Source organism: Microcoleus sp. M2_D5 (assembly GCF_036701935.1).
Classification (GTDB): Bacteria; Cyanobacteriota; Cyanobacteriia; order Cyanobacteriales; family Microcoleaceae; genus Microcoleus.
The window spans coordinates 1-25,516 of record NZ_JAUBRP010000051.1 but is presented as its reverse complement, the minus strand read 5'-3'; the positions used below and the strand labels follow the sequence as shown (position 1 = coordinate 25,516).

The window sequence follows — 25,516 nt, the reverse complement described above, 5'->3', positions numbered from 1 at the left end:
ATGAGCTACCTTACTGAACCAGAAGCTAAAGAATTAAAAATCACCAATGAAGTTAACATCACTCCCCCTGGTGATTCAATCCTGTCCTATCTTGGTATCGAGCCAGCCACTGTTAAGTCTATCAAACCACTGACTAAACGTACCCAGTACAGAGCCGTTATTAACTGGCTCACAAAGTATAAGCCCGCGACAGATGCTTCAAATCTAGATCGAGTACGAGGTTATTTGGAGGCATTCCATCATCTATCTGAAGTCGAAGCTTGGAATCAAGCTTTAAAGATTTTAGTCATTAATATTATTGAGCCAGAAAATGAACAGTTACATAATCAACTATTTACTTGGGGATATTATAGAAATTTATCAAAATTATACAATAGATTTTTAGAGTCCTTAGCTAATATAAATCCCTATTATCAGACTATTTTCTTATATGGTATGGGCAAGGTATATTATGCTCAGGGATACCTGGAAAAAGCCATTGAATATTATCAACAGGCATTAGAGCTTGCACGTACACTTCCCGATTGTCAGCATGAAAGTGCAATTCAAAATAGCCTCGGACTTGTTTACTTATATTTACAAGATCACTCCAAATCAATTAATTACCATTGGCAAGGTTTAGTTATTGTATGGAAAAATCATAATTATCAAGGGCAAGCTATCGCTTTGAACAACTTAGGGCTGGTGTTTTGTCAACAGCGAAAATACTCCAAAGCAATTAAGTACCAGCAGGAGAGTCTGAGGATTTTACGTCAAAGCTACAACCCTTCGCTAGAGGGAAGGGTTTTGGGAAGTCTCGCGCAAGCTTATGGTGGTTTAGAAAATTACGAGAAAGCTATTGCATACCAGCAGCAACATTTAACCATTATGCGAACCATCGAAGATCGTGCAGGAGAGGGGGAGGCATTATTTAACTTAGCAACTACACTAGCAATTTGTCAACAGGATTCAGAATCCATGAAATATTTTCAGGAATCTCTGGAAATCTGTAGAGAAATTGGCAATCGTTTGACTGAAGTTAATGTTCTTTTAAATTTAACAGCCTTTTATCAAAAATCAGGTAATAAAGATTTGGTTCGCAAGCATTGTCAACAGGCTTTTTCCATTGCCAATGAACTAGGTATACCGCTTGACTCATTTCAGCAGTTAGGCTCACGGAATCGAGAAAAATTCCCACAAGCCTGAGATTGTCTCTTTTGCCCGCTATTTTCTGTTTTAGGATCAATTACAAGTCATTGAGCAAGAAGAGGGCGGTGAAGGCAGTAGCAGGGTTAAGAGAATTACTTTTTGAGACTTGAGCAGATCGCGCCTACCAAGGTATAAATGGCTAACAAAGCACTAGAAACACAACAGCAAAACATAGAAACCCCAGATATTTTACCTTCTGGGGAGTTAGTTTTATCGCAAATAGGATTGGCTGCAAATTCTCTGAAGCTTCGCAAAATTTCACCTCAGCTACGCGCCCAATATCGAGCCATAATTAATTGGTTGACAAAATACAAACCCCCGCAAGATGCTTCCAATCTAGACAAGGTGCGGGGATACCTAGAAACTTGCCACCATCTTTTTGCCGTCGCAGCATGGAAAGAAGCTATCGCCGTCTTTTCTACTCGTCTCAATCCACCACTCGAGCGAGAGCTACACCTACAGTTAACTCTGTGGGGGTACTACCGCGAAAAGATTGAACTGTGTAGCAACCTTAAGCAATTGAATACCATCAACATCATTTAGATATAGCACGACAGATTGGCGATTGCGAAGGAGAAGCAGCAGCATTATGTAATTTAGGAAATACTCAAAGCGAACTCGAACGATATACAGAAGCTTGGGAATGCTTGCAAAAGGCACTGGAAAATTTTAGAGAAATTGGCGATTTTGTGAAGGAGGCGATCGTTCTTTACAACCTAGCAGACCTTCATTATCAAATGAGAAACTTAGATTTGACTGTTTCAGATTGCGAGCGCGTCTTATCTATTGCCACAGAGTTAGATATACCCTTACAAAAAGACTGTAGGGACTTAAAAATACAATTGGAGTACAGTCGTTCATACGAGCGCGAGCGACCCACCCTTGTTTGAGGATAGATCGGTAGGGATATTGGTTGGCAATTGTAGTATTGACCGATCGCTCTTGCTCTCGTTGGGCTATCGCCCCTTCTTCCCCTTGACCCCGCTCACCCATAGCATTAAGAAATACCCCAAACCAATGCAGCAATGCAGTAAGTGCGGCAAACTTTCTGGTGTCGGGTCGAGTATACACCAAGCATGAAAATAGAGGGACATGGGCAGGCCAAGATATTCACGCAACAGGAAATCGAACTTTTGTTCAACGAAGGTTTGCAAACTGATCGCGATCGCGCCCTCTTCGGAGTTTGTCTCTACACCGCCTGCCGCATTGCCGAAGCGTGCAGCTTGAAAGTCATCGATGTTTTCACCCCAGCGAATGTCATCCGCTCCGAAATGATCATCCGCAAGGGCAACACCAAAGGCAAGCTCGGCACCCGCACTATCCCGATCATTCAAGAGTTGAGGCTGCTGTTAGAAACCTACAAACATCCCGAACACCCCTACCTGTTCCCCAGCCGCCACCTCAACCACCGCTGGAAACACGCGAACCCGGAAGCCGCCTCTCACCTATTCCAAGAAGCCTGCGAAAAAGTCGGCATTATCGGCGCTTCCACCCACAGCCTCAGAAGGTCGGCCCTGACTCAGATGAGCAACGCGGGTATCCCGCTGCGGATTATTCAAGAAATCAGCGGCCACCGCAATTTAGAACAGTTGCAGAAATACTTAGAAGTGCGGCCCGACCAAGTAAGAGGAGCCGTCTCCGCACTCTCTACCCTTTCCTACGTCAGGAAAACTATATATCCTGATTTAGCTCCCCCAACCCCAGAAAATCCGTTGCCCACTCACCAACTGTCACAAGCCCAAGCAGACTCCTCGGCTGAAGAAATTCCCGATTGGTGACGAGCAATTTTAGATTTTAGATTTTAGATTTTAGATTTTAGATTTTGGATGCAAGGATTAAAGTCACGCATCCCAAATCGAATGACGGTTGCTTTCCCCCCTCAAGCCAGAAGTTCTCATCTCTAGATTTGTTACAATTCTTAATCGTGCGAGCTGCTGCCCTATTAACTCAACTATCTCTTAGGGATAATATTTAACTCCGCTTAGCGAATGACTAAATAATTACCCAGGTAGGATAACCGTACTCTAGTGAGACGGTGTTTTCTAATTTATGTTTTCTGATATTCGTTAGGGTTGATAAAGTTCACCAAAGGAGAAAAAATGGCTGGTAATAGACGAATTGTTAATGCAAGAGAAGACGAAAATGGCAACATCAGTCATGTTCTGTTAGATGGCAACCAAAAGTTTACCCCTGTAGAAAAAGCTATCGAGATGACTGAAGGAGGCAAAATCGAGGGGGTACACGTTGTCCACCGTCAGGATGGTAAAGAATTTCTTCGCACGAACCCGGATGGTGATAAGGGTAATAACTTAGACACAATGGCAGAAAATTAATTTATCTGCCTTTTGCGAGGAAATACTCGCTTATATTTATGAGAGACGGTCAATTAATGACCGCCTTATTATTTTGGGTTCGTGACAAGTAATAGAACGAAAAACCACAAGAATGAGATAGTCACCCACCGTGCGTACTTTGTTTGCTGGACACTTGCCCGAGTCGGATAACCGTACTCTCGTCGAGCGGTATGTTCTAATCGATTTTTTTTACCGACCGCTACATTTAAAAAGTTCTTTGAATTATCTATGGAAATTGGCTATGAGTTTCACTCGCACAACAGAGTCGTTCCGGTCTGAACAGACATACACCTTTCAACCAAAGGATGATATTACGGCATACGAAATCGCACAACTCCTCCCAGTTCTTATAGCTGCATGGAGGGACGCACCTGATGGCTATGCCATCTCTCGTAAAGAGATACCCTCTTCATGGGCGGCGAATGTTGAATCTTTGTCCGAATCTCTCCAGCGCCACTTCATAAAATCTAAGTAAAAGCTGCTGACGGGGTTGTCACCCCGTCAGTAAAAGCTGTCTGATTGTCAAGTTTGTTAACCTCGAAACTATTAAAATTTTGAACAAAGAAGATTATGAAGCCAAAGACAGGGCATTTTACAGTGCCATGATAAGCGCATGGCTTAACACTAAACTTGAACGTGATAAGCAATTATTAACTTTATCAACTAGCGCCATCGGATTATTAGTTACATTGTTAAGAACAGTTGGTGTTTCAAACTTTTCACAGGTCTTAATTTTTGGCGCTGCGCTTATTGCCTTTTTGTTCACTGTGATTTCAGTCATTTGGATTCTCGGTAAGAATGCTAACCACATCGAAGAAATGCTGAACGGTTCTGAAACTGAAAGTAGACACTTAGTTTTTTTAGATCGAGTCGCCACAATCAGTTTTGTCATGGGCATGATAATGGTGGTTATAATTGGTATGTATTCGGCGACAATTAGCTTAATTGAAAAAGGAACAAACATGAATCAAGACAATATCGGTAATACTCATCGCGAGTCTGTAAAAACAAATAATGATAGTTGGAATGGCGTTCATAAGTTACGTCCTCAACCCTCAAAAGCTGTCGAGACAAGCCCCAGCCCAACCCCAAACGCATCAAATCCTTCAGCATCTTCTGGAGGTAGTGGGTCTGGTAATACGGGTAAGCCAAATGACAGCAGCTCAGCAACATAAAAACCTCGTTGTATCGAACAGACGGCAGCCCAAGGCACATTGTAGAAAGTTCACCTGGGCCCCGATAACTGCTGGGGCCCAAATGCGGAACCAGCTTGAGAGTGACCTGCGATCGCTTTCTTTCCCAAGGCAGAAGCCCTCACCCCTGGATTTGTTAAAATTGTCGGTCATGTGGAGCGGGTGCACCTACAAAACCTGCTGAAAGGAGAATTGAAAGGCGATGTGGCTTAAATTTGGTGTTGCTCTCAGCGGCGAACTGACGAGCATTGATGAAGTTGTGCGCGGAAAAACTAACCTTGCTTGCCTCTACTGCGGAGGCTCCCTCACAGCGAAAAAGGGGAACGTGAAAGAACACCACTTCGCCCACACTGAGGAAACTTGTAAACCAGTCTCGCAGCGGATTAAAACCAAAGCTTTCCCATCGCTGCCCCTCTACGACAGCTTCAACATACAACTTAAGGGTGATGAATTAGAACAGTTGAAGGTGCTGTGGAAAGAGTACGGCGCACAAAATTACGCCATTCCCCAAGACTTGGTAAACTTTCGGTGGCAGTTGAAAGGATTGTTGGAATCAGAGGGATCTCGCTCTTATCAATTCACTAACCTCGGTAAAATCCCAGTGGGTGCGCTTCCCCTGGCGCTGTTCAACAAAGTCCAAGAACCCCTGCTGCTGTCAGAGTTAATGAATTTAGAAGGCTCTGTAGAGATTGCTTTATCTGCGGGTTTATCCTGCTTAGAAGAACGGCGGGCTGACTTGCTGATTTATCGAGCACAACTTCGTCGGATTTTGGTGAATTGGCTCTATTTTCTGGAGGTCAAAGCGGACGGCCAGTGCTTCTATAAAATTGGGGTGACAACTCGATCGATCGAGGAACGCATCGCCGAAGTGCAGCGGGATGTCAGAGCGCATTACTCGGATGTGGTTGTCAATTTGCTAGGATTGTGGGAACACCGGGGGAATGTGGAACTGTACTTCAAACACCGATATCAACCCTTTAATTACCGCATTGGCAAGCTGACGGAGTATTTTGCGTTTCCTGATGTCAAGGTTGTGCTGAACGATCTGTACGGGATGGAAGCAAAAGTGTTGTCGGCTGCCCTCGTCGGATGCGATCTGCAACTGGGGTAGGAAGTGAAAAAGTGCGATCGCTACACTGGTTACATCTTCCTTTAAGTATCGTTATCGTTGACTGGAGCAATATCAACTGCAATCACCGTAGCATAGGGATTGAGAGCTTCTTCAGGCACTTGAATTGTTAACTCCCCAAGAGGATCGGCACTTAACATAGAATCGACAATGGCACAGCGAGTGGAGTATTGTAATGATTCCCCTCCAGCGACTTGAGAAACGGCTTGAATCCGTTTAATGGGTACACCTCGTACTGTTACTGAGTCGTAGGGCTTCATCAGCAAGAATAAGTAAAAGCGATTGCCCCGCCGAGTAGAAGGGCCGTAGAATTGCCAAGGTTCCAGTCCAGGCTGTGTTCCTACGATACTCTGGGCATGAACAGCCATCCATGCTTCTACGGATTGCAACAAATCCAATTGTTCAGATTGAATCTGCCCATTACCCATAGGACTGACATTCAACAGCAAATTGCCACCTTTACCTGCAACTTCACAGAGGGTATGAATAAGTTGGCGAGCTGACTTGAATTGGGTGTCCTTCGGGTTGTAACCCCAGCTTTCATTCAGAGTTAGGCAAGCTTCCCAAGTACGTTGAGGCGGTTGGGGGGGAATGAATTGCTCGCAGGTATCGAAGTCTCCAAATCCTCTGAGGCGATCGTTGATTAGCAAATGGGGTTGCAGCGAGCGAATCATTTCATGTAGCTGTCTAGCTTGCCATTGTTCTGGTTTTCGCTCCCAACCGCCATCAAACCAAAGCAGGTCAATCTTTCCGTAGTTGCTCAACAATTCTTTGACTTGAGCGAACATAAATTCAAGGTAGCGCTCCCACTGAGAATTCGTCGGCTGTCGGAATTTCCCAAACTGATACGGTTTATCGGCTTCTGTAAAAGCCGGATAGTCAGGGTAATGCCAGTCAATCAAGGAAAAATACAACCCAATTCGCAAACCCTCCGCCCGCATCGCCTCCACAAATTCTCGAACAATATCTTTTTTGTACGGCGCATACTCGATAGAAAATTCGGATTGCTGGGTATGAAATAAGGAAAACCCATCATGATGTTTAGCCGTCAAAATCACGTACTGCATCCCCAAGCGTTTCGCTAAATGCGCCCAAGTTTGAGGGTCGTATTCAGTCGGATTGAAAGTTTGGGCGGTGCGGTGATAGTCTGCTACCGGGACATCTTGGCAGTACGGCAAGCTAAAGACGCCTCCAACCAAGGGCCAAGATACTTCGTACCCGCACTGGCTGCTATGACTCCAATGAACAAACATTCCCAATCGTGCTGTCTCAAACCAGTTGTTTTCTTGAGTCATTGGTTCACCCTAAAATATAGGCGGTATTGTGAAAGAGTAATGTTTACTCGCAAGTAAAATTAATAAGCTAGGGTATACTTCTTTGTTGGATTTGGCTGCAATGAACCTCCCCATAATACCCCACTGAAAATCATGAAAGCAGACACCATCGAAATTGTTGGTTTTCACGCACATATTTACTTTGACAGTGATAGTCGTGATGCTGCTGCGCGTGTACGCGAAGGATTGGCTCAGTTTGAGGTGCAGCTAGGGCGCTGGCACGATTGCCCCATCGGCCCCCACCCCCAAGCGATGTATCAAGTTGCATTTTTACCCCCGCAGTTTGGCATGGTAGTTCCCTGGTTGATGCTCCACCGCGAGGAACTAAATATTCTCGTCCATCCCGAAACAGGCGACGATCTGGCAGACCATACAACACATTCTTTGTGGCTGGGAGAAAAACTAGAGCTGAATGTCGAAGTCCTGCGACCTAGGACAGCCAACGCGAAGTTCTAAGTCATCATTCTCAGCGGTGGATTGCTCTATGTAGAGCAAACACTACTTGCTAGGTTCGGTAGTCCGCAAACTAAATTATTTGCTCAGAGATATCGTTGATTAATTAGTGAAAAATAGGCTAATCTCTGGTCATTATAATTTATTTGAACTAACAAATGACAGTTAAAGCTATTTCTGCCACCATCCTTTTAGGTGCAATTCCGCTTCACGTTTACCAGCTACCCGACGGTGGCTACAAAGTCGATGCAATTGGGGTTATGGGTGCGGTGGACAAAAAGGGCAGCGCCTTGAGCCGGTTTCTCACTGGGAAATCGCCCTTGGCTCTGCCTTTTGGCGGATATAATTTTACGCAAGCTCAAAGCATTCCAGTTGAAGGCAACGCTCAATTAATCAAGCCTATTCCCATTGCATTAGCTACAGCATATTGGTTGCATGAAGTAGGTAAAGGCAACGTAAAAGCTCAAGCTTTAGTGCAAGCCAGCATGGCAGAATCCATCGAACGGCGGGCTGACACAGCATTCAGCATCAAGCGTACTGAACCAGAGTACAATCTGCGGTTTGGTGAATTCGTTGATTCGGTTATGTTGGAGAACCGGCAAGAGGTTACGGGCAGGAGATTGCCAGGTGATGATTTGTACTTGCCAGATGGGATTAACTGACCAGAAGTGCGATCGCTCCTACAACTACGCTAGTTTATTGATTAAAGTTTGCCCCGAAACACAGCTATGTACATCTCTCGTCTTCAGTTACTTAATTACAAGTCATTCCGGGAGTCTGGGGTGTTAGAATTCCAACCCGGCATCAATATTATTGTGGGAGCCAACAATTCAGGAAAAACAGCGCTGCTGGAAGCTCTGAGCCTGAGCTTTGAGACAAGCCCGCACCGCAGTATCGAAACGCTTCCGCAACCCAATTCAACGCCAATCCGAGAATCTGTCGCCAAAGTAACTTTAATCTTCACAAAAGCAGAAATTCACAGCCTGTTCGATAATTTATCACCCAACTACTATGTAGGATTGTCTTCGGCTCGCAATTCGTACTTGCCCGCATCCGAAGTGCTTGCTTTATTCCAAAAGTGGATGGACAATCCCAGCGATGTAGAGTTAACTGTTTCAAAATCAACGGTTCATTCAGTAAACCGGGATGGCATTTCAATCAAAGATTTAGATCCGGCTGTTGAGTTAACGTACTACCGGCCAGACCCAATGAGGATGGGGTTTAATAGAGGGAGCCAAAAAAATCTTATAAAAAAAGATGCGAACGATCGCTTTACATTCTGCCAAGAAACTGATGAAGCAGACAGGCATATAGAGGAAAATTTTTTCGTAACGCTTTTTGACGAATTCGCAAACCGCGTTTCCCAACTTCAAGCCCAGCGGTTCGTTGGACAATGCTCTATTGGAAATGATGAAAATCTCAATTCAAGCGCTTCAAACCTGGCTGAAGTTATTCATTTATTGGAATCGCCCAGTAAAAAAAAGTTGTACGAAAGTTTCAATCAGCACGTCTCTACCATGTTTCCACAGTTTGAATGGGTTTCAACTAAAATTTTATCGAAGCAAACTCGTCAGCCTCCCGACCTTAAAATATTACTTTGGCCTACAAAATCTCTCGAAAGCGGCAGAGAAGACTTGGCATTTAGCTTGTCAGACTGTGGAACTGGTACCGGTCAAGTGCTGGCGATTCTTTACGCGGTACTGGCTTCCCCAGAACACAGACCGATTATTATTGACGAACCCCAATCTTATTTGCATCCAGGGGCGGCCAAGAAGCTGATACAAATCCTCAAAGAGTTTCCGCAGCACCAATATTTTATTGCCACTCATTCGGCCGAGATTATTTCCGCTGCCAATCCTTCAACTATTGTGAAACTTCGATATGAGGATGGCCAAACCCAAGCATCAGCGATGAATGCAAAAGATATTAAGGAACAGCGCTCTCTATTAGCCGAACTGGGAGTGAGTTTGTCTGATGTTTTCGGTGCTGATAGCATTCTCTGGGTGGAAGGGCCGACCGAGGAACTGTGCTTCCCGCTCATATTGGAAAAGCTAGCTCCAAAACTTTTGACAGTAACTAAAATTGTCAGCATCAAAAACACGGGGGATTTATCGGGAAAGAAGGCTCACTTTGCTGATGTTATGTTTGACTTATACCAACGGCTCAGCGGTGGGAATAATTTGTACCCTCCTGCTGTTGGATTTGTGTTTGACCGGGAAAATAGAACTAAACAGGATCTCACGGATTTGCGGAAAAGGAGTCCAGAGCCAATTCATTTTCTGGAAAGGTGTATGTATGAAAATTACCTGCTCTATCCCGATGCTATAGCAGCCGTTCTCAATCGAGAAGATGCGGGGCGAGAACAACCTCTTACCAGCGAAGCAGTCCGAGAAGGGCTGGAAACCAATAAGGTTAAGTTAAAGGAAAAGAAGGATTTTTTATCGAAAGATACTACTCAGCAGGATTTATCAAATCCCCAATACGTTGACGCAAATATTAACGCAGCTAAACTGCTCGATGTGCTATTTTCCGAGTTATCCGAAGCGCGGGTCGAGTTTAGGAAAACTACGCACTCAGTAATGCTTACAGAATGGTTGCTTGAAAATAACCCAGAGCAATTTGCTGAATTAGTCCAGTTTTTGCGAGGTATCCTTGATGCGGGTAAAGCAGCGGTGTCTTGACGCGAGTGCGATCGCTTCCAATATCCAATTCTGGGAGAAACTAAACCAAACCCCAATCCACCCGCCATGCCCAAACTTCCCGAATGCGTAGGCTCCATCCGGGGCGGAGCCATCGCTGTCTTCTCTACGCGCGCAATCAATCCTTACTTAGTTTGTGCCGTCCACGCCACAGGCTCAGACACCGACACTTGCCCCGACTTTTAAGAAAACCCTAACGCTGAACCGGAGGAACTCTGGGAACCCGAGGGTGCAAGCTACTATGACGGCGAACTTATCCTGCAACGCCCGGCAGCGGTGGACACGCCTTGCAACAGTTAGAGCTGCTGGATACCCATCCACTATTTACTGATCGATGTCCCCGGTGTGAAATGACTTATCCCCAATATGAAACGCCCCCGGTGCATTGGGATTGTTCGGCTTGCGGGTGGATCGATGATTCGGTGTGAGGCGAGCGCTCCTGAGTTGTTCGTGAAACTAAATTTACCGAGCATTTCAAGATACTCGTTTCTACAAACCATTTAACGGGCAATCCGTTTGATGGGATGTTCCGATCGCAAAATACGTTCCTTCTGGGCCCGACTCCGCATAGAAGCCCTGATGCAGACATTTCGTCGGCAAGGCATATTTTGATTGGGAGGAGGAAAGGGATAACGAATGGACGTATCTTTAACATATTGCGCGCCAGACTTTCCCAATTCCCAGCTCATCATGATGATTTCCCCTCAGCTTTCTAGGTCGGGAATATATTCAAAATAGAGTTCGACTGGACCTGTTGCAATCGGCGGATAGTTGTGCAAACCCTGCTTCAGAATACAAACTCCAATTTCGTTTTTTAATTTTGAACTACAACTGGTAAGATCGGGGATTAACCCATCAGAAGCCCGCATCAGAACCAATTTCCTCACCAGCCGTGCGCCAAAAACCTGAGACTCCCGAACAATAGGCTACTTTAACCGAAGCATGGTTCGTAGCTTGCGAGTATGAGCCGACCGTTGAAGATTTTCGCTTACTAGCAGAATTCCTGTGGGAGAATCAAGACAGCGTTGAAGTTGATTAGCTGCTGATAATTTTGAATTGAATTTACTTAACAGAGCGATCGACATATTTTGAAAAGATGAGCTTTTACCGCTATGCCTAAACCAAAGAGGTATCCCGACAATTGGCAAGAGATTGCGCTCTCGGTGAAAGAAAGCGCTCTTTGGCGCTGCGCTAAGTGCCATCAACAATGCCTCCGACCCGGCAAACAAAGCGACTTAACCAAATCTGAACGGTGTGCTTTAACTTTAGCGGTGCACCATCGCAATCGGATACCGGAGGACAATCGCCCTGAAAACTTAATCGCTCTGTGTACCGCGTGTCACCTGTCCTATCACAATCGTGGTCAATCTAACGTATCGCCGGGGCAATTATCCTTGTTCCCCGATGATGGCCTTGACTGGGATATTATAGAGTGCTCTCTGGAATCGGTTTGAAACAATGTATCCGATCCGAATCCGCTGGTGTCCGCTTACTTAGTTTAAAGGTAGCTTTACAGTTTTCCAGCGCGAGCGTGTTCGCCGTTGAAGAGGAAATTTCGTATTTTTGTTTAAGTATCTTCCCGTGCAGTAACTTCATCGGTTTGCCAGGATTCGCTTGAGCCGCTTCTTGGCTAATTCCCACAATTCTTGAGAGTCTTCTGATTCCTGGTTCGGAGCCAACTCAGTTGCTTGGGATGTTTCACTATTTACGGGAGTTTCTGTTTGGGATAGCTGTTTCCGAAGCTCTCATTTCCACTCGCTTAATTCCGGCACGATAACCGAAAAATCATCCAATTTGCAGCTAATCCACGCAGCGCGTTTGCGGAGCGAAATCAAGAATTTCCCAACGATCTCGCCTACCATCCACAAAAAACAAAACTTGCCCAGCAGCGGATGTGGCTGGGCTGTTTCGCGAACGGCAGACAACTACTCTAGGTGCTCGTCAACTAAAGCAATGAGTTTAGCGATCGCTTTCTGTTCTTCTAGAAGTAGTTCTTTGAGCTGGCGCATCTGTTCTTGATTTGGGGGTCTATGTACCAAGTCATCAACGAAGTCTAGCAGGGGAGACTTTCTAAAAGGTCTACCCAAAGCAGCTTCATCTCGCAAGCGCTTGGTTCGCTCCAGCTTAGACAGTTGCAATCGGTTTTTAGCCTGACGGCGTGCGATAAGTCCGTCAAGTCTTGGACATACGTTCCCAGTCCTCTTCATCTCCATATATCTGTTTTACTTGTTGTTTTAACTCAGTTATCTGCTCGGTCAGATTTGCCACCTGATCTTCAATAACGTCTGTTTTATCCTCCTGAATTTCCAGAGAAATTTCCAAAGATTCGACATATTCCGTTAACTTTTGTATTGGATCTGGCTGAGGCGACACGCCGTTAGACCCATTGCCGTTGGTCATGGTCATTCCTCACTGGTATCTTGATGGAAGAAACTGGCGATCGCTATCGATCGTCCCTCCCGTCGCCTGGAGATGGTGCGCTTGATGCGTTGGAGTTGCTAGCTATTCGCCAGCACAGCGCGCTTGCTAGTTGGTTTTGTTCGACACGCTCAAGAACTCGCACTGTCGGGAACCAAGCCTGCAAGTGGGATAAGTCGCTGTTGACGCTACCCGAATACGCTTGGAATGGGTCGCTCTCCAAACAAACGAAGGTTCGCAAAGCGTAGAGTTCATCTAACTTCAACCCGTCCAATCTGTTGATTAAGGATTCGAGGGAATATTTTCGGGGCGTTGTGTGTCCCGCAATCGCTTGTTCCCCCAGTTCCCACCAACTCATCATGTTGGCTCGTTCGGTGTCACACAACATCTCATGTTTCCGAACGCAGATGTAAACTGGCTGTCCGTCTTCCTGTATCAAATTATCTCGGTCATTTAGCAGGCGACCGGTGACTGTTTCAGGGCGAACGTCGGTCACTTCCATGCGTCCCATTGTGGTGGTGACGCGGGGATTGGGTATTTCTACAAAGCTTGGTCGGGCGGGTTGCGATGGCTGCCCGTAATCTGCGAACATAGAGGAAATCTCCCGAAAGTGAGTGCCATACCCCGCCCCAGAAGATTGCGAGTCAGAGGGGGCGGGGTTTGGTTTTGGATGAATTTCCACATTATACCCTTCTGAGGCCCTGTGTATACCCTCAGAGGTGAATATTGGGCATGAGGGAGAATCCTTAAGGACTTAGGAGCCCCTAAATCCTTGTAGGATAAGCAGTATATGAATTGTGGAAATTGAAAATGCCCGACATTGATGCTCCTAAAATGGTACGCATAGATTTTTCCGTGCCTGCTCCCCTTTTAGAGCAAATGCAAGAATTAGCCAAGGATGAGGGCTGGAAACCTGCCGAATTGCACCGGATGCTCTGGGTACTGGGTTTTGCAGCGTATACCGAACAGAGCAACAAACGCTTGGTAAACGATCGGCTTAGGGCAAACAAGGCTAAGGATAAACTCGACACCTGAGCTGTTGAGGCAGTCAAAACGCCTCGAACGAGGTGACCCCCAGAATTAAAGGTATTCGTTACTGTTAGAAAGCTGCCAAGCATTGAGAAAATTACTGAATAAATTGCTTTATCCCTCCAAGTCAATCGCTTCATGGGCTAACTCCGCGTTTGCTACACTATGGGTGTTTTGTACCCATGCCGAGGCTGTAATATCGAGACTTCTCCGGCATAGATAATTTAGTTGCTCTCTAATTGCTGGTGGTATTTCCTAGTTTCCGAGATTCTACGCTTGAGGGTGTCTAATGCCCTCACCGCTGTCCAATTACCCCGATTAGCTAATTGGATATATTGCTGTATCAATTCTTCGGTGATTTGTTGGTCTAGCCACTGCACCAATTCTGTGGTTGCGAGGCGCGCTTGGGGATTGGTGTTGCCGAACATCTCGAACATTCCCAAACGCTGCATTTGCTCTAAGGTCATACTTTCCACCGCTTTCACGGCTTCTTCAAACTCTTGGGCGGTCAAGTGGGACGGCTCATGGGGATGCTGCTGTAACAGGAAATAATCGATTTCTTTGTACGCGCCGACATACATTTTATGGCGAACAGTGTCGCATAAAATTGCGTGTTCGGGCAATTCATCATCAGAGCCTAAGTTGTAAGATTCTAAGTGGATTGCGAGAGTTATGTGTTCTATCAGTGGCGCATACACGGCGTAGTAGCTAAATGTAGCCATTGCTCTGCCATTACTCCATGTGGCTTTGCTTCCTTGGTAATAAAGAGCAAAGTATTGAGTGTTGTTGACTCCCACCATCCCGGGTAACATGGGTGGCATCGCTACGGGTAATTCGATGAAGTGTGTTCCTAACATGATTCCTCCTTGTTCAAGTAAAAAGGCATGGAAACGCTGGTTTTTTGCCCTTTCGTGTATTCAATATCTACCGTTGTTTCAGTCAATGCTCAACAACGAATTGCTCTTTATTTTGTTGTTATTTCATTTGAGTTACCTCCCAGATATCGGGGTATTTTAAATGTTTGAATCCATTGGGCATCAACACGAACCATCATTTCTGATGAATCATTTTTGATGGCATTCAGCCAAGGATTTTTCGCATCTCTCAGAATCAACTCTACTTTAATAGACTGCACGAACACTTCAGGCGGAACTCGACTAGCTTCAATCCATACCCCATCATCAAACGGGTTGATTGGATAAATCATTTTTTTGAAGTTATACACATTGTCGTGATAGCAGTAGGGATACTCATAGCGCGATACCATCCGATTGGAATGAGACATGGGATTGTATTTTCTCAATGAGAAAATCTGCATATTTTATGACTCCATTAATCCAAGAGTGTAGTAGTTATCTAACAATCAATCGAAAGAAAACAGCCGTTAGATTGATAAGCCAAAGTTATCTTTAGTTCAAGCCCTTCTGTTCTCAAAACTTTTTCTGCCTCATCCAACAGCTCAAAAGAGTTGAACCAAACTTGAATGATGCCCTCAAGTTTATGATGCTTTAAGGTGTATCCTCGTTCGTGATGGGAAGGGTGACGGCATCTCACGAAGCAAGCCGTTCTGAGGAATGTGTGAATGTTTCTGGTCATTTTTATGTGTTCTGTTATTCAAATAGGATGAGAGCGCTGCTTTCTTGTCGTTTCCCGTACTCCGTGTCTACCTGCGTTCTCAACGCTTCAAACTCATCAAATAAGTCACTGCGAACGTACTTGGTGTTCTTTCTAGAGCTAAGTTTGTAATAGGCGTGTTGCCACTGGGCAAAGGTATTCAATGATGCTGTGTAGTGAACCAATCGCAGTTATTGAGGTGCTTAAATCCCCATTGCTCATTCGTCCATTCGGTATTCGCATCTCTGCCAGGCCAGCATATATACACCGCTCCTGGTAATCCTTTGAGTAGCACTATCTCGTACAAATTCCAAGCTTCTGTGTAGTGGTGGCAACTTTCTTCATTGATGCACTCTCCGCATTCATCTAAACCCATTTGAGCGCAATCTAAACCTAAAGTGCATGGTGTCACCTCTAACTTACTATTTTTTCTACACTAGCGGTAGCCATTATTTTGCCATTATTTTTGTTTCTATTTTAACATTTAAGCCTGACAATTTAGCTTTGTTACCCAGGAGGATATTCTTAGGCTTTAATGCTAAGATTACCGCACACTCAAGTGGGTTTCACGTTCTCCGAATTGTGCAATTTGCTGAGCTTCGATATCTCCTGATTCCAAAGCTTTGCGGATAGCGGAGTTATCGGCTGATACCTCAATGCGTTGAAACTGGGGAGGAAGTTGTGCTACTTCACAAGCGAGTTTGATGGGCAACACTCCGCCCTTCTTGCTGATAGTTAAGTGGAAACGCTGTAAGCTCAGGTTTTTCACACCCTGGGATTCGAGACACTTCTTGAGTTGTTGCTTCATCCAATCAACCCGTGTGCTATCCGATGCTGCTAGTTTACTCAGGCGTTCTGCTTCAGCTTTCCGTTGTTTGCTCACAGCGTGGCGGTTGGTGATGGCAGCGCAGTAATTGTCTACTTTGATGAGCCATTGGTCGTGGGTGTTATCGCGTTGTTCGAGTAGTTGTTGCACCGCTGCTTCTAATTCGGGTGTGATTTCTTCACCTTCGATGCTGTCGATTAGCTCATCAAAGTCCTCCAGTTCGGCGGTGAGTTGGTGCAATGATTTACCGCGCACTCGTTCTTTTTCTCGGTGAGCATCGCAGCGACTGGAGATAAGAGCGCGTTGCTCTGGATTCATGTGTTGCCACGCTTGCTGCACAATTGAGTCGGATTCAGGAGTATCCGGGGTGTCGTGCTGTGCTGTTAGTTGAGCTTTGAGGGCGGTCAGTGCTTCTATTCCCTGTTCTGATGCTGCTAGCAATTGAGTGCAAATGGCATCCAATAAGGAGGTGTTGGGCGTAGATTCAGTCGATGTAACAGATTCCTGGGAGGCAGGTAATTGCGTCTTCTTTCTGGGCATGATGTTCTCACCATTGTTGTTTGCACCCATTGCGATAGCCATTTCGTTTTAGTTGTGTTAGTTATTAGTTATGTGTTATTAGGTAGTTTTTAAAATAATCGAGTTGCCCCAAGTACGGACTTGAGGCAGAATTTATTACAGGATGATAACCAAAGTCAGATTAGCCGCAACTAATTGAAACTGAGCTTCTGTCAGCCCTATTGTTTCGCCGTCTTCTGTCACAGCAGCAGCAATCACTTGACCGCATATATAGCGGTTCTCAAAAAAGTGAGGTATGCCCTATGCCCTATGCCCTATGCCCTATGCCGGATAGTACCTCATCTTTCTGAGAAAGGCTATAGCAATCCTAAATGATTCACCAAAATTTATACTTTATAATGGTTGTGGAGTATAATACTTGCATACTGAATTTCAGTGAAAAAAACAATATGTGTGAGCAACAACCTTTAAAAGAGTTAAGTGATTTTATCGAGAGCAACCCCTCCTTTAGCGAGAACTGAAGCGAGCAATGTCCGTAATGATGTGGATTGAGGGGATGCCTTGTTCTAAAATTCAAAAAATATTAAATGTATCAGCAACATTTATCAGTCAATGCAAAATGAAATTTATCGAAAATGGAGTTGAAGAATTAAAACTGAAGTATCAAGGATCAAAAGCATATCTAAGTCAAGCGCAACGCCGGGAGATTATTAATTACTTAGATAGTCAAGTGTATTTAAGCCTACAGGAGTTTCGGTAATATCAGGATTTTCTATCTTGAAGGAGTGAAAAAACTAATAGGATCTTGAGCTGTAGCGCCATGCGCGATCGCCGCCAACCCAGATTTCGAGCCAAACTAAACCCAAACCCCAACCCGCCCGCCATGCCCTTGCCTCCCCGAATGCGATCGCTTTTATGCCCGGAGGAGGCGGTATTCTGAGTAATGGCAACAAAAGCGATCGCCCTATAGAGAGATGAGCTTTGACGTTTATGGCAAAACCCAAAAGGTATCCAAAAAATTGGCGAGAGATTGCGTTATCCGTGAAAGAAAGTGCGCTCTGGCGCTGCGCTAAGTGCAATCAACAATGCCTCCGACCCGGTAAGAAAAGTGGCTTAACCAAATCCGAACGATGTTCCCTAACTTTGACAGTGCACCACCGCAACCGGATACCGGAGGACAACCGTCCAGAAAATTTAATAGCCCTTTGTACTGCGTGTCACCTTTCTTATCACAACCGCGGGCAATCCAACGTATCACCCGGGCAATTATCGCTGTTCCCCGATGATGGCATTGACTGGGATATGATGGATTGCTCTCTGGAATCGGCAATTGAAAATATCAAAGAATATTAAAGAATTAGCAGAACTGCTTCAACCCTTGCAGGAAGAAGATAAAAATCTGCACGGAACACGCGCAGATTCTCACCAATACAAACTGAGGCAAACGCTTGCGGAAGCCGAGTTGCAAAGTTTCGAGCGGCAACATCAAATCAAGCTGCCCGAAGATTACCGTACCCAATTTATTTCTTTGAAGCTCCAGAACTCCCCGCTCAGCTTGAGTTAAACGAAGACAGGATAGTTATCAAAATCAATCTTTCGCCTTTCATCTTAGCCTAATCTTGACATAGTTGCTATTTGTAGGAAGCGCAAAGCAACCGACACAAACCGAGATTTTTTCCTTGCAAGGCAGCCTGTACCCCGCCATTTGGAGGGGGCTATTTTAACTATCTAAAACCACCAGATTTGGTGAGGTCAGACTTAAATAGAAGCCAATACTATCATTTTATAACGTAATAAAAGCCAGCATTTATGAAGAAAAAATCCTCAATACCCGATGCAATTCTGGCTATAGATTTTGGCGGCTTATCTACTAGAGTTTTCTGCCAAAGCTCGCAAGCAGCCAGTAAAGCAAGCTCCTTTGTAATGGAATCGCAGGTGGGGCCGGTGAGCCAAGACATAGCCAATTGTTTCACACAACCCAACCTCGCATCAGCATCTCCCGAAAATATTGCTTGGGTGGCAATTGGTAATGAATGCCGAGCCGTTGGCTACTTGGCAGCAGCGCAATTCAATGCTCACATCGGTTTAGCGGGACTGAAGTACAGTAGCGCTTTGTACAAAGCTCTAGCAGCTTTGTGGGTAGTGTCGCGGAAGTTAGATTTAGGCAATCAATTCAGCGCTGCGATCTCCGTTTTCTTGCCCCCAGGCGAATTTAATGACTCCAAGCAATTTTTTGAGCTATTAAGTCAATACTCGGCTTCATTTGAAACACCCACAGGCAAGCTATCCGTCACCCTGGACAAAACCCAAGCTTTGCAAGAAGGTGGCGGCATTGCTTTGATCCACAACAGTAATTTAGGTTCAGCTTTCAAGCAGCGGGTAACTGCCTTTGTTATGGTAGGATTTCGCAATGCTTCGGTAATAGTTTCGGCACGCGGTGCTGTCGGTAAGGGCAAAACTTCAGACTTAGGAATGGTAAGGTTGGTGGATCTAGTTCAAGAGCGAACCTCTAACTATGATGCTTCCCGTTTGGCTTTATCAATCGCTCAAGCGGGCGTAAGCTACAACCGCCCTTACTTTTACCGAATTGCTCGGAATCGAGAGGAGACAGCGAAAGATCGAGAAGTTGACCAATTGATTGAAGCAGTCAAGCTGTCTCGCTTCGACTACGCTCGAATGCTATCTCATTGGATTAATGAAGTGCTGCCGCCCGATTTAGATGAAATTGTATTTTGCGGGGGGACTTCTGAATATATGAAGCCCGAACTGCGAAATCAGTTTTCTCATTATTCGCTGTCTTGGCACGCAGGTATAACAGTGCCAAAAACGCTCGATCCTGATGGTTTAGGTTGCCGCGTAGCTGATGTTTACGGACTATTTTCTTACTTCAAATCTCAGTTTGAGGTACTGAGGCAAAGGTCTGTTGCGGCAACTTCTCAGAGGGCAGAAGATACAACTTCCAGTTCAGGAGATGCTCCAGTCCCTACGACTGATATACAGAGTGTAAAAGAATGTGCTGAACAATCTACCAAGCCAAAATCTGAACAATCTACCAAGCCAAAATCTGAACAACCTACTCACCCAAAATCCGAGCCACCTACTAAATTAAAACTTGAGCAATTTACTCACGCTAAATCCGAGCAATCTACTGAACAAAAATTTGAGGAATCTACTGAGCAAAAGACTGAAGATATTACTGAACCAAAACTTGAGGAACCCGCTGAACAAAAGACTGAAGATATTACTGAACCAAAACTTGAGGAACCCACTGAACCAAACACTGAAGATATTACTGAACAAAACACTGAAATTTGCGCTCAACAACAGGCTAATTCAAGTATCAAAGATAGCTGCTTAGATGATTCTAATAAATTGAGTGATGAGTCGTCGAATACAGAACCTTCATTAGAGGAATCAGAAGCAAACTTAGATGCAGCTCTCTTATTGGGAGGGCCCTACCGAGGTGCTGGAAAGAAGGTGAGGAATTATGCCTAGAAAACGCTACAAGGAATTTTGCTGGCGCTGTCAAGTTTTGCCAGATTCCGAAGACGCTATCTTGCTGTCTTACCTACAAAATCATCCTTTTTTTAGCTTCAAAGAAACGATTTTACCTCTGATCAAAGCGCGGTGGCTATTAGCATCTTTACGCAATAGCGGTAGTCATTCTAGTACAGACTTAGAGTATTTGAGGCGAGAAAGCATTAATTTTTTGCTCAGGCAGATAGATGAAGTTTGCCGAGATGCGGGATTTAACTGTACCGAGTTAGGAGTAATTGCCCCTGGTATTTCTTCGGGTTTAATTCCTTTAGCTACTTTCCCTCACTTATCGAATTCAGGTGCATCTATTGCTACGGAATTAACTGCCCCTGAGAGTTCAAATCCCGCAAGTTTGCCCGAAGAAAAAGAACCAGAGGAATTTTCGGGAGAAGTTGAGTTTGAAAACAGCGCATTTAACTTAGCTGGTTTCGATCCAGCAATGGTCGGGCCTAGCTTTAGTTAAAAATTATTAAGTCTTGAATAGACATCGACATCCAGCAAGGAGGAATGAAATGACTAACATGATTCACTTGGTTGACGGCGAGAAAGGTGGCGTTGGCAAGTCGATGCTAACTCGGATTCTGGTTGAATTCAATCAGAAGTATGAACTGCTGTACACGTTAATTGATGGCGATTTTCAAAATCCTGACGTGCAGCAGCGCTATCCTGAACACAATGCAAAAATCGTAGCTTTAGTTGAAGATGAAGAGAAGTTTTTCGATATCGATATTATTTTTGAAACAGCAGTAGAAACTCCTGTGATTGTCAATTTACCAGCTCGGGTTTACAGCATTATCAACAAATGGATTGACGAAGCTAATTTAACCTCTCCTGATTTTAAAGAGCAGTCAGGAGTTGATGTATGCAAGTGGTTTATTTGCGGTGGCACGACGGACAGCATTGAAATGTTTATTGACTCTTTCAACTACTTTGAAGGTCAGCTCAATCACATTTTTGTCCGCAATTTTGGAGTTTGCAAAGATTGGTCGCACGTACAAAGCCATAAGGAAATGAACAAGCTCATTAATAATTACCGAATTCCTGTCGTAGATTTGCCGGCTCTGAGTGCAAGAGAGCGCAAGTTTATTGATACGAAGCGGTTGTCATTTTCTCAAGCAATGAAACACTCTGAATTCTTCTTAATTAGTCAGCAGCGATTGCATACTTTTCTGGAAGACTGTTTCCGTCTGATAGAAGATGTAGGTTTGTTTAACAACGCACCCAATCGCAATAAAAAAGAAGCCATCGCGCCCCATGAACTAAAAAAAAATGAGGAAATGCAGATAGAAAATGAGCCACAAATTGAGTAACAAAATAAGCAACAGGTTGTAAAGTCTCAGGAGGCTGTAATTTGTAAAAAAGGTATCGTAAGCTTTTAAGAATCTAAATTAAGGCTTACGCACAGACTCTACTGATAGGGTGTGCCGAAACCAGCCCGCTGGCTGAGGGCAATCAACGCAGTTGTGTTATCCCAGGTGTTGGATATTAGCAATAAACGTTGTTTATTGCGTTTAAATTCGGAAAATAAGAAGATCGCCCGCTACGAGATTTCCAGGGTTTCAAAAACTTCTTCACCACTGGGCCAGCGGGCTGGGTGTGCCGAAACACATCTTAATACTACAGATAGTGTCTAAACCGATAATTTGCGGGTATTCCTGTAAATTTTACAGTCATATCAATTCCGGTTGCACTCCTTATGATGTTGACTGTTGACTGTGAATCGAACAACTGAAAATTGCGCCGAGATAGGTGGCGACTTGTAACAATCATTCATAAATTGCCCTCTAATTTATCACCTGACGATGCAGCCGGAAACGATATCAATGGGTGATGAACTCGTTAGGAGACGGACAAAATATGAGTTCACACTATAGAATGCGCGATGCAGAACAGCATAAAGATTAGGATTTTGATTAGGTAGGAGGTTAAATGTCCGATCGACTTTTAGAAGAACTTTCCGAAGTTGACTCTGAAGAGTTTGGCGAGATATTGGAAACGCCAAGGGAACAGGGCAGACTTAATAATACCAAAAATAATTCCATACAATCCGCTGAAAATTCGCAAAGTTTGCCCGATTCTCCAGATACATTCCCAGAAGATGCAGTAGAAGAAAAGTTGAGATTAGATGGGAATAAGCTAAATGAAGAGGAGTTTTGGGAACTCATAGACGATGATTCGAGGGAAAGAGAAGCTCTGAACAGAGATCCTTTATCTGCCCCTCCCATGTACGAGAGAGATACTGAGTCACTAATCAGCCAGGTACTCAAGGGCAAAGACTCCAAATTTCGCTCTCATGTCATTCAGACAGCTTACCGATACGGTCTCAATAAAAATGACCCGCTTTTTATCGTATTGCTGGCTACAGGTCAACTCGAACTGCTGTTAGAAAAAAAACCACAAGAGATTGACCAGTTTTTCAAGAATTGGCAATCTCAATGGCAAGGTGATTTGAAAGATTCTCAAGCTGTTATTTCTCAAGAACTGGAACAAGTTCGCCAGCTTACTGAAAATTGGGAAAAAGAAAGCAGGGAGTTTTTAGAACGGCAGGGAAAAGCGGCTGTTAAGGTGCAACATCGCCACATTTCCAACTCAGTTTACACCCTAGTGCGACAAGCAGCTTTAGAGAAAGTTGCTCACGATATTTGGTCGGTGATTTTTGGGAGCGGGGTAGTGTTAGGGGCAATGGCGATTGGCGCGTTTATCGGGTTAGCGCTGCCCCGGTTTATTCCACCGCCTGAACTCGACCCAAAAGGGCCGCGCCAGCTCACTTTAGAACAAGCCGTAGCGCTCGAATGGGGGCTGAGCAAAGAGGGTCAGTTTGCTCGCAAGAACGCCGATACAATTCAGTGGGCAACCAGCAATGAAGGGAAATATGCTCGCCAATTTATGAGCTGGAATCAAGCTTTGTTGAGCGAAAAAGGCGGCAAAAAACTGTGTGAAACTGAGATAAATCGATTGGGGGTGACACTGACAGTAGAGGGGAAACCTGCACAAAAAGGATTTTGTACTTTGTGGATTCGCTCCCCTCAAGAACGAGAGTTTGTTCCTTGAGGGCAAATACTAAAATCGAGAATGGGATGTAAATAAGTTAGCTTAACAGGAGAAATCTATGATAGCCAATTTGAACAATCAGCCGTTACCTGACCAAAATCAGAAGCAAGTGCAGTCGCAAATATCGGGTGTGTTAGTTGCAGTAGACGACCCATTCGATAAGATGGTTTGGGATTACTGTTTGAGTCAAACATACCCAATATCGGAACAGATTAAGATTGTACTGAGTGCTTTCTGGGGGCCGTTTGCTGCTAAAAATGCTAGCAAGTCTCCTGAGCGAGTGCGAGCAATAGCTTGTTATTCACTGCAACAATTAGCAGCTCAACAAAAATTGATTGACTCAGTGTTTGAACTGTCAAGTGAATCAACTAAAAATTCCGAAGTTATTGCTGATATCAAAAAGAAGAATAGTTGTGAGGCACTCAATCAAGCTTGTGTGTGTTCTCAATCTGTTCTAAATACTGCAATTCGGTGGGAGTAAGAACCGTTGCTCTTTCTAACAAGTTCAGAATTTCTATTTCAAACGGGTCTAGATTTCCTAATTGGTGAAGTCGGCCAGTGCGATCGCAAATTTCTTGAAGTCCGGGTTGATTTTCGAGCGGTACAGCAGTAAGAGCCGAGTGTTTGAAGGTATGCAAATTCATGGCAAGAGTAGGGATGTGCCGCATCCACACGGTAGCCGTTTTCTCGCCCACTGACTGAATGCGCCCCAACCGACCGTTAACGTCCTGGCGATCGGGCGCGTACACTTCCACCAAGGAACCAATTTTGAGCGTCAGGTGGTGGGCGATCTTAGGTTCGCCTTCAGGTTTTACTTTTTTGTCGCGCCCCTGTAAAGTTTTGGCAACCTGAGCCGGATTGCTGCGAGTGTCGTTTGCCAAAGCGATGACCTGCTTCTTGGTCAGCCCAGCAGAGCGATTCAGTATTTTCCACTTCACTTCGTCCCCTCCAGTAAAACTGAGAGCATCCACAGCTCGAGTAAATTGGGCATCCCGGTAAATCTTTCTGGGGGAAGCTTTGAACCGTTCTCCTAACTCTCGTGCTGTTTTGTCTGTCAAGCTGCCATTTTGACAGCTTGCTCCTTCTGGCATTGTTTTGTCTGTCAAGTGGTCATTTTGACAGCTTGCCTCATCTAGCATTGTTTTGTCTGTCAAGCTGCCATTTTGACAGCTTGCTCTATCTGGCGATATTTTGTCTGTCAAACTGTCAAAATGACAGTTTGCCGAACGCTTGCCCCCGTGAGATTGCTTGGTCAGCTCGTACCACGTGCCACGCAGGTAACTAACAGATTCTGGTGTCAGGCTGCGCCGCCCGAGCTGGTTGGCGATCGTCCAGACCTTGACTGCATTCCGACTGTCAAAAGACATCTCTACAATTTTGTATGGTATGCCGTGCGCGGTACAGATGGCGAACCTGTTGTGGCCGTCGATGAGAAGCTTTTCCTCGGCCCAGACTACTAACGGATCGCGGCATCCTTCCTCCAGAATGCTCGCTTGCAGGGCGGCTTTTTCGTCTTTACTCAGGGGAGGAATGAGAGATTGAAATTCGGGGTCGATTCGCAGTTGTTTCGCAGCACAAGAGGTACACCCTCCAATACCCCCCGGCAAAACAATTAACGCTTGCGGCTCCCGATCGTCTGCTTCTGATTGCATTTGACGCATTCCTGGCGAGTTTGTTGAATGCAAGGCTCGCCCGCGCTCGACCGCAACCGGAGTAGGGGAGTCAGCGCGGGCAGGAATTTTCTTGAACTATTCAACACTAACATAGTTGTCGTCGAAAAGCCTCCAGAAAATGCGAAAATAGTAAAAAAAAGGAAATGCTATCGACGCTATGTCACCCAGGAAAGGAATTCACCCCCATCCCAACTCACTAGCCAACCTCAACCGCTCTGGGGGACAACCCCGCTATGAAGAACCCAAGAAGCAAAGAAATATCCAGGTAACGTCGGTGGGATGGGAGGGAATTCGCGCGATCGCCATTGAACGCGGATTGAGCCTCAACGAGTTGATAGAACAGATTGGCAGGGGTCTAATTCCCCTTGGCAATGGTGAAAAAAGTAACTAATCGCCACATATGGAAAGGGAGGTTAGATAAAAAAAAAATTCTATTAACTCGTTACTAGAAGTTTTATTGATAGTAATAACGGGGTTCTTTATGAGTAAAAACTTGTTA

32 protein-coding genes are annotated in these 25,516 nt (G+C 44.9%); 19 read left to right on the top strand and 13 right to left on the bottom strand.

The window, feature by feature from the left end; all coding sequences use genetic code 11:
• The 7 genes from QUA50_RS20160 (at position 1) to QUA50_RS20135 (ending at position 5,846) form a co-directional block, all read left to right on the top strand.
• On the top strand, positions 1–1,185 hold the full coding sequence (locus tag QUA50_RS20160) for a tetratricopeptide repeat protein (RefSeq protein WP_333266218.1): 1,185 nt from the start codon (positions 1–3) through the stop codon (positions 1,183–1,185).
• Positions 1,186–1,323: 138 nt separating this feature from the next.
• Positions 1,324–1,731, top strand: a complete 408-nt coding sequence (locus QUA50_RS20155; RefSeq protein ID WP_333266220.1) for a hypothetical protein — start codon at positions 1,324–1,326, stop codon at positions 1,729–1,731.
• Entirely contained in the window at positions 1,707–2,078 is a 372-nt protein-coding gene (locus QUA50_RS29290) for a tetratricopeptide repeat protein (protein WP_445243180.1), read from the top strand. Before QUA50_RS20155 ends, QUA50_RS29290 begins: the two co-directional genes overlap by 25 nt.
• Before the next feature lie 186 nt (positions 2,079–2,264).
• A complete protein-coding gene (locus tag QUA50_RS20150) occupies positions 2,265–2,966 on the top strand; it encodes a site-specific integrase (protein WP_333266222.1) in 702 nt (233 codons plus the stop codon).
• Between the two features lie 321 nt (positions 2,967–3,287).
• Entirely contained in the window at positions 3,288–3,521 is a 234-nt protein-coding gene (locus tag QUA50_RS20145; RefSeq protein ID WP_190663966.1) for a DUF3892 domain-containing protein, read from the top strand.
• 575 nt (positions 3,522–4,096) lie between these two features.
• On the top strand, positions 4,097–4,717 hold the full coding sequence (locus QUA50_RS20140) for a hypothetical protein (RefSeq protein ID WP_333266225.1): 621 nt from the start codon (positions 4,097–4,099) through the stop codon (positions 4,715–4,717).
• 220 nt (positions 4,718–4,937) lie between these two features.
• Positions 4,938–5,846, top strand: coding sequence for a GIY-YIG nuclease family protein (locus tag QUA50_RS20135; RefSeq protein WP_333266226.1), 909 nt, complete (start codon positions 4,938–4,940; stop codon positions 5,844–5,846).
• 41 nt (positions 5,847–5,887) lie between these two features.
• Here QUA50_RS20135 and QUA50_RS20130 read toward each other — a convergent pair whose 3' ends face one another.
• Entirely contained in the window at positions 5,888–7,159 is a 1,272-nt protein-coding gene (locus QUA50_RS20130) for an alpha-L-fucosidase (RefSeq protein ID WP_333266228.1), read from the bottom strand.
• 132 nt (positions 7,160–7,291) lie between these two features.
• Between QUA50_RS20130 and QUA50_RS20125 the strand changes: the two genes are divergently transcribed.
• From QUA50_RS20125 to QUA50_RS20115, 3 genes are all read left to right on the top strand, one after another.
• Positions 7,292–7,654, top strand: a complete 363-nt coding sequence (locus tag QUA50_RS20125) for a DOPA 4,5-dioxygenase family protein (RefSeq protein ID WP_333266230.1) — start codon at positions 7,292–7,294, stop codon at positions 7,652–7,654.
• A gap of 155 nt (positions 7,655–7,809) precedes the next feature.
• Positions 7,810–8,313 carry a hypothetical protein gene (locus QUA50_RS20120; protein ID WP_333266232.1) on the top strand — a complete coding sequence of 168 codons (504 nt, stop codon included), beginning with the start codon at positions 7,810–7,812 and terminating at the stop codon, positions 8,311–8,313.
• Between the two features lie 66 nt (positions 8,314–8,379).
• On the top strand, positions 8,380–10,332 hold the full coding sequence (locus QUA50_RS20115) for an AAA family ATPase (protein ID WP_333083908.1): 1,953 nt from the start codon (positions 8,380–8,382) through the stop codon (positions 10,330–10,332).
• Between the two features lie 518 nt (positions 10,333–10,850).
• On the opposite strand, the gene QUA50_RS20110 is transcribed toward QUA50_RS20115, so the two are convergent.
• The 5 genes from QUA50_RS20110 to QUA50_RS20090 all read right to left on the bottom strand — a co-directional run bounded on the left by QUA50_RS20110 (position 10,851) and on the right by QUA50_RS20090 (position 13,360).
• Positions 10,851–11,042, bottom strand: coding sequence for a hypothetical protein (locus tag QUA50_RS20110; RefSeq protein WP_333103585.1), 192 nt, complete (start codon positions 11,040–11,042; stop codon positions 10,851–10,853).
• Between the two features lie 1,053 nt (positions 11,043–12,095).
• A complete protein-coding gene (locus QUA50_RS20105) occupies positions 12,096–12,275 on the bottom strand; it encodes a hypothetical protein (RefSeq protein WP_333266235.1) in 180 nt (59 codons plus the stop codon).
• A complete protein-coding gene (locus tag QUA50_RS20100; RefSeq protein ID WP_333266237.1) occupies positions 12,276–12,488 on the bottom strand; it encodes a hypothetical protein in 213 nt (70 codons plus the stop codon).
• Between the two features lie 34 nt (positions 12,489–12,522).
• The gene (locus QUA50_RS20095) at positions 12,523–12,750 is read right to left on the bottom strand and encodes a hypothetical protein (RefSeq protein ID WP_333266239.1); all 228 of its coding nucleotides are present in this window, start codon (positions 12,748–12,750) and stop codon (positions 12,523–12,525) included.
• 43 nt (positions 12,751–12,793) lie between these two features.
• Positions 12,794–13,360 carry a hypothetical protein gene (locus QUA50_RS20090; RefSeq protein WP_333266241.1) on the bottom strand — a complete coding sequence of 189 codons (567 nt, stop codon included), beginning with the start codon at positions 13,358–13,360 and terminating at the stop codon, positions 12,794–12,796.
• 218 nt (positions 13,361–13,578) lie between these two features.
• On the opposite strand from QUA50_RS20090, the gene QUA50_RS20085 reads away from it, so the two are divergent.
• Positions 13,579–13,803 (top strand): hypothetical protein, encoded by a 225-nt coding sequence (locus tag QUA50_RS20085; protein ID WP_041623929.1) that lies wholly within the window; start codon positions 13,579–13,581, stop codon positions 13,801–13,803.
• 218 nt (positions 13,804–14,021) lie between these two features.
• Here the strand turns inward: QUA50_RS20085 and QUA50_RS20080 are convergent, their stop codons facing one another.
• The 5 genes from QUA50_RS20080 to QUA50_RS20060 form a co-directional block, all read right to left on the bottom strand.
• The gene (locus QUA50_RS20080) at positions 14,022–14,654 is read right to left on the bottom strand and encodes a hypothetical protein (RefSeq protein ID WP_333266243.1); all 633 of its coding nucleotides are present in this window, start codon (positions 14,652–14,654) and stop codon (positions 14,022–14,024) included.
• Positions 14,655–14,761: 107 nt separating this feature from the next.
• A complete protein-coding gene (locus QUA50_RS20075; RefSeq protein ID WP_333266245.1) occupies positions 14,762–15,082 on the bottom strand; it encodes a hypothetical protein in 321 nt (106 codons plus the stop codon).
• Between the two features lie 71 nt (positions 15,083–15,153).
• The gene (locus QUA50_RS20070; RefSeq protein WP_333103592.1) at positions 15,154–15,393 is read right to left on the bottom strand and encodes a hypothetical protein; all 240 of its coding nucleotides are present in this window, start codon (positions 15,391–15,393) and stop codon (positions 15,154–15,156) included.
• A gap of 178 nt (positions 15,394–15,571) precedes the next feature.
• Complete coding sequence (locus QUA50_RS20065) at positions 15,572–15,823, bottom strand: hypothetical protein (RefSeq protein ID WP_333298822.1); 252 nt, start codon at positions 15,821–15,823, stop codon at positions 15,572–15,574.
• Between the two features lie 132 nt (positions 15,824–15,955).
• On the bottom strand, positions 15,956–16,819 hold the full coding sequence (locus tag QUA50_RS20060; protein ID WP_333266246.1) for a siphovirus Gp157 family protein: 864 nt from the start codon (positions 16,817–16,819) through the stop codon (positions 15,956–15,958).
• A 466-nt stretch (positions 16,820–17,285) separates the two neighbouring features.
• On the opposite strand from QUA50_RS20060, the gene QUA50_RS20055 reads away from it, so the two are divergent.
• The gene (locus QUA50_RS20055; protein WP_333433664.1) at positions 17,286–17,516 is read left to right on the top strand and encodes a hypothetical protein; all 231 of its coding nucleotides are present in this window, start codon (positions 17,286–17,288) and stop codon (positions 17,514–17,516) included.
• A gap of 34 nt (positions 17,517–17,550) precedes the next feature.
• Here the strand turns inward: QUA50_RS20055 and QUA50_RS20050 are convergent, their stop codons facing one another.
• On the bottom strand, positions 17,551–17,835 hold the full coding sequence (locus QUA50_RS20050) for a hypothetical protein (protein ID WP_333380194.1): 285 nt from the start codon (positions 17,833–17,835) through the stop codon (positions 17,551–17,553).
• A gap of 251 nt (positions 17,836–18,086) precedes the next feature.
• Here QUA50_RS20050 and QUA50_RS20045 point away from each other — a divergent pair, with 251 nt between their 5' ends.
• The 6 genes from QUA50_RS20045 (at position 18,087) to QUA50_RS20020 (ending at position 23,825) form a co-directional block, all read left to right on the top strand.
• Positions 18,087–18,320 carry an SMI1/KNR4 family protein gene (locus tag QUA50_RS20045; RefSeq protein WP_333266251.1) on the top strand — a complete coding sequence of 78 codons (234 nt, stop codon included), beginning with the start codon at positions 18,087–18,089 and terminating at the stop codon, positions 18,318–18,320.
• 245 nt (positions 18,321–18,565) lie between these two features.
• Positions 18,566–20,251: a hypothetical protein gene (locus QUA50_RS20040; RefSeq protein WP_333266252.1), complete on the top strand. Its 1,686-nt coding sequence runs from the start codon at positions 18,566–18,568 to the stop codon at positions 20,249–20,251.
• Positions 20,244–20,756 (top strand): hypothetical protein, encoded by a 513-nt coding sequence (locus QUA50_RS20035; RefSeq protein ID WP_333078347.1) that lies wholly within the window; start codon positions 20,244–20,246, stop codon positions 20,754–20,756. Before QUA50_RS20040 ends, QUA50_RS20035 begins: the two co-directional genes overlap by 8 nt.
• Positions 20,757–20,805: 49 nt before the next feature.
• Entirely contained in the window at positions 20,806–21,603 is a 798-nt protein-coding gene (locus QUA50_RS20030) for a mobilization protein MobD-like protein (RefSeq protein ID WP_333266254.1), read from the top strand.
• A 619-nt stretch (positions 21,604–22,222) separates the two neighbouring features.
• Complete coding sequence (locus tag QUA50_RS20025; RefSeq protein ID WP_333266256.1) at positions 22,223–23,344, top strand: DUF6753 family protein; 1,122 nt, start codon at positions 22,223–22,225, stop codon at positions 23,342–23,344.
• Between the two features lie 58 nt (positions 23,345–23,402).
• Positions 23,403–23,825, top strand: coding sequence for a hypothetical protein (locus tag QUA50_RS20020; protein ID WP_333266258.1), 423 nt, complete (start codon positions 23,403–23,405; stop codon positions 23,823–23,825).
• Here QUA50_RS20020 and QUA50_RS20015 read toward each other — a convergent pair.
• A complete protein-coding gene (locus tag QUA50_RS20015) occupies positions 23,767–24,996 on the bottom strand; it encodes a hypothetical protein (RefSeq protein ID WP_333266259.1) in 1,230 nt (409 codons plus the stop codon). The two genes, QUA50_RS20020 and QUA50_RS20015, sit on opposite strands and share 59 nt — an antisense overlap.
• Positions 24,997–25,174: 178 nt before the next feature.
• On the opposite strand from QUA50_RS20015, the gene QUA50_RS20010 reads away from it, so the two are divergent.
• Entirely contained in the window at positions 25,175–25,408 is a 234-nt protein-coding gene (locus QUA50_RS20010; RefSeq protein WP_194012320.1) for a hypothetical protein, read from the top strand.
• Positions 25,409–25,516: the final 108 nt, after the last annotated feature.

Coding starts and splice junctions, on each gene's coding strand:
- QUA50_RS20160 (WP_333266218.1), top strand. CDS start 1: ATGAGCTACCTTACTGAACCAGAAGCTAAAGAATTAAAAATCACCAAT.
- QUA50_RS20155 (WP_333266220.1), top strand. CDS start 1,324: ATGGCTAACAAAGCACTAGAAACACAACAGCAAAACATAGAAACCCCA.
- QUA50_RS20150 (WP_333266222.1), top strand. CDS start 2,265: ATGAAAATAGAGGGACATGGGCAGGCCAAGATATTCACGCAACAGGAA.
- QUA50_RS20145 (WP_190663966.1), top strand. CDS start 3,288: ATGGCTGGTAATAGACGAATTGTTAATGCAAGAGAAGACGAAAATGGC.
- QUA50_RS20135 (WP_333266226.1), top strand. CDS start 4,938: ATGTGGCTTAAATTTGGTGTTGCTCTCAGCGGCGAACTGACGAGCATT.
- QUA50_RS20130 (WP_333266228.1), bottom strand. CDS start 7,159: ATGACTCAAGAAAACAACTGGTTTGAGACAGCACGATTGGGAATGTTT.
- QUA50_RS20125 (WP_333266230.1), top strand. CDS start 7,292: ATGAAAGCAGACACCATCGAAATTGTTGGTTTTCACGCACATATTTAC.
- QUA50_RS20120 (WP_333266232.1), top strand. CDS start 7,810: ATGACAGTTAAAGCTATTTCTGCCACCATCCTTTTAGGTGCAATTCCG.
- QUA50_RS20115 (WP_333083908.1), top strand. CDS start 8,380: ATGTACATCTCTCGTCTTCAGTTACTTAATTACAAGTCATTCCGGGAG.
- QUA50_RS20110 (WP_333103585.1), bottom strand. CDS start 11,042: ATGATGAGCTGGGAATTGGGAAAGTCTGGCGCGCAATATGTTAAAGAT.
- QUA50_RS20095 (WP_333266239.1), bottom strand. CDS start 12,750: ATGACCAACGGCAATGGGTCTAACGGCGTGTCGCCTCAGCCAGATCCA.
- QUA50_RS20090 (WP_333266241.1), bottom strand. CDS start 13,360: ATGTTCGCAGATTACGGGCAGCCATCGCAACCCGCCCGACCAAGCTTT.
- QUA50_RS20085 (WP_041623929.1), top strand. CDS start 13,579: ATGCCCGACATTGATGCTCCTAAAATGGTACGCATAGATTTTTCCGTG.
- QUA50_RS20080 (WP_333266243.1), bottom strand. CDS start 14,654: ATGTTAGGAACACACTTCATCGAATTACCCGTAGCGATGCCACCCATG.
- QUA50_RS20075 (WP_333266245.1), bottom strand. CDS start 15,082: ATGTCTCATTCCAATCGGATGGTATCGCGCTATGAGTATCCCTACTGC.
- QUA50_RS20070 (WP_333103592.1), bottom strand. CDS start 15,393: ATGACCAGAAACATTCACACATTCCTCAGAACGGCTTGCTTCGTGAGA.
- QUA50_RS20060 (WP_333266246.1), bottom strand. CDS start 16,819: ATGGCTATCGCAATGGGTGCAAACAACAATGGTGAGAACATCATGCCC.
- QUA50_RS20055 (WP_333433664.1), top strand. CDS start 17,286: ATGTCCGTAATGATGTGGATTGAGGGGATGCCTTGTTCTAAAATTCAA.
- QUA50_RS20040 (WP_333266252.1), top strand. CDS start 18,566: ATGAAGAAAAAATCCTCAATACCCGATGCAATTCTGGCTATAGATTTT.
- QUA50_RS20035 (WP_333078347.1), top strand. CDS start 20,244: ATGCCTAGAAAACGCTACAAGGAATTTTGCTGGCGCTGTCAAGTTTTG.
- QUA50_RS20030 (WP_333266254.1), top strand. CDS start 20,806: ATGACTAACATGATTCACTTGGTTGACGGCGAGAAAGGTGGCGTTGGC.
- QUA50_RS20025 (WP_333266256.1), top strand. CDS start 22,223: ATGTCCGATCGACTTTTAGAAGAACTTTCCGAAGTTGACTCTGAAGAG.
- QUA50_RS20020 (WP_333266258.1), top strand. CDS start 23,403: ATGATAGCCAATTTGAACAATCAGCCGTTACCTGACCAAAATCAGAAG.
- QUA50_RS20015 (WP_333266259.1), bottom strand. CDS start 24,996: ATGCAATCAGAAGCAGACGATCGGGAGCCGCAAGCGTTAATTGTTTTG.
- QUA50_RS20010 (WP_194012320.1), top strand. CDS start 25,175: ATGTCACCCAGGAAAGGAATTCACCCCCATCCCAACTCACTAGCCAAC.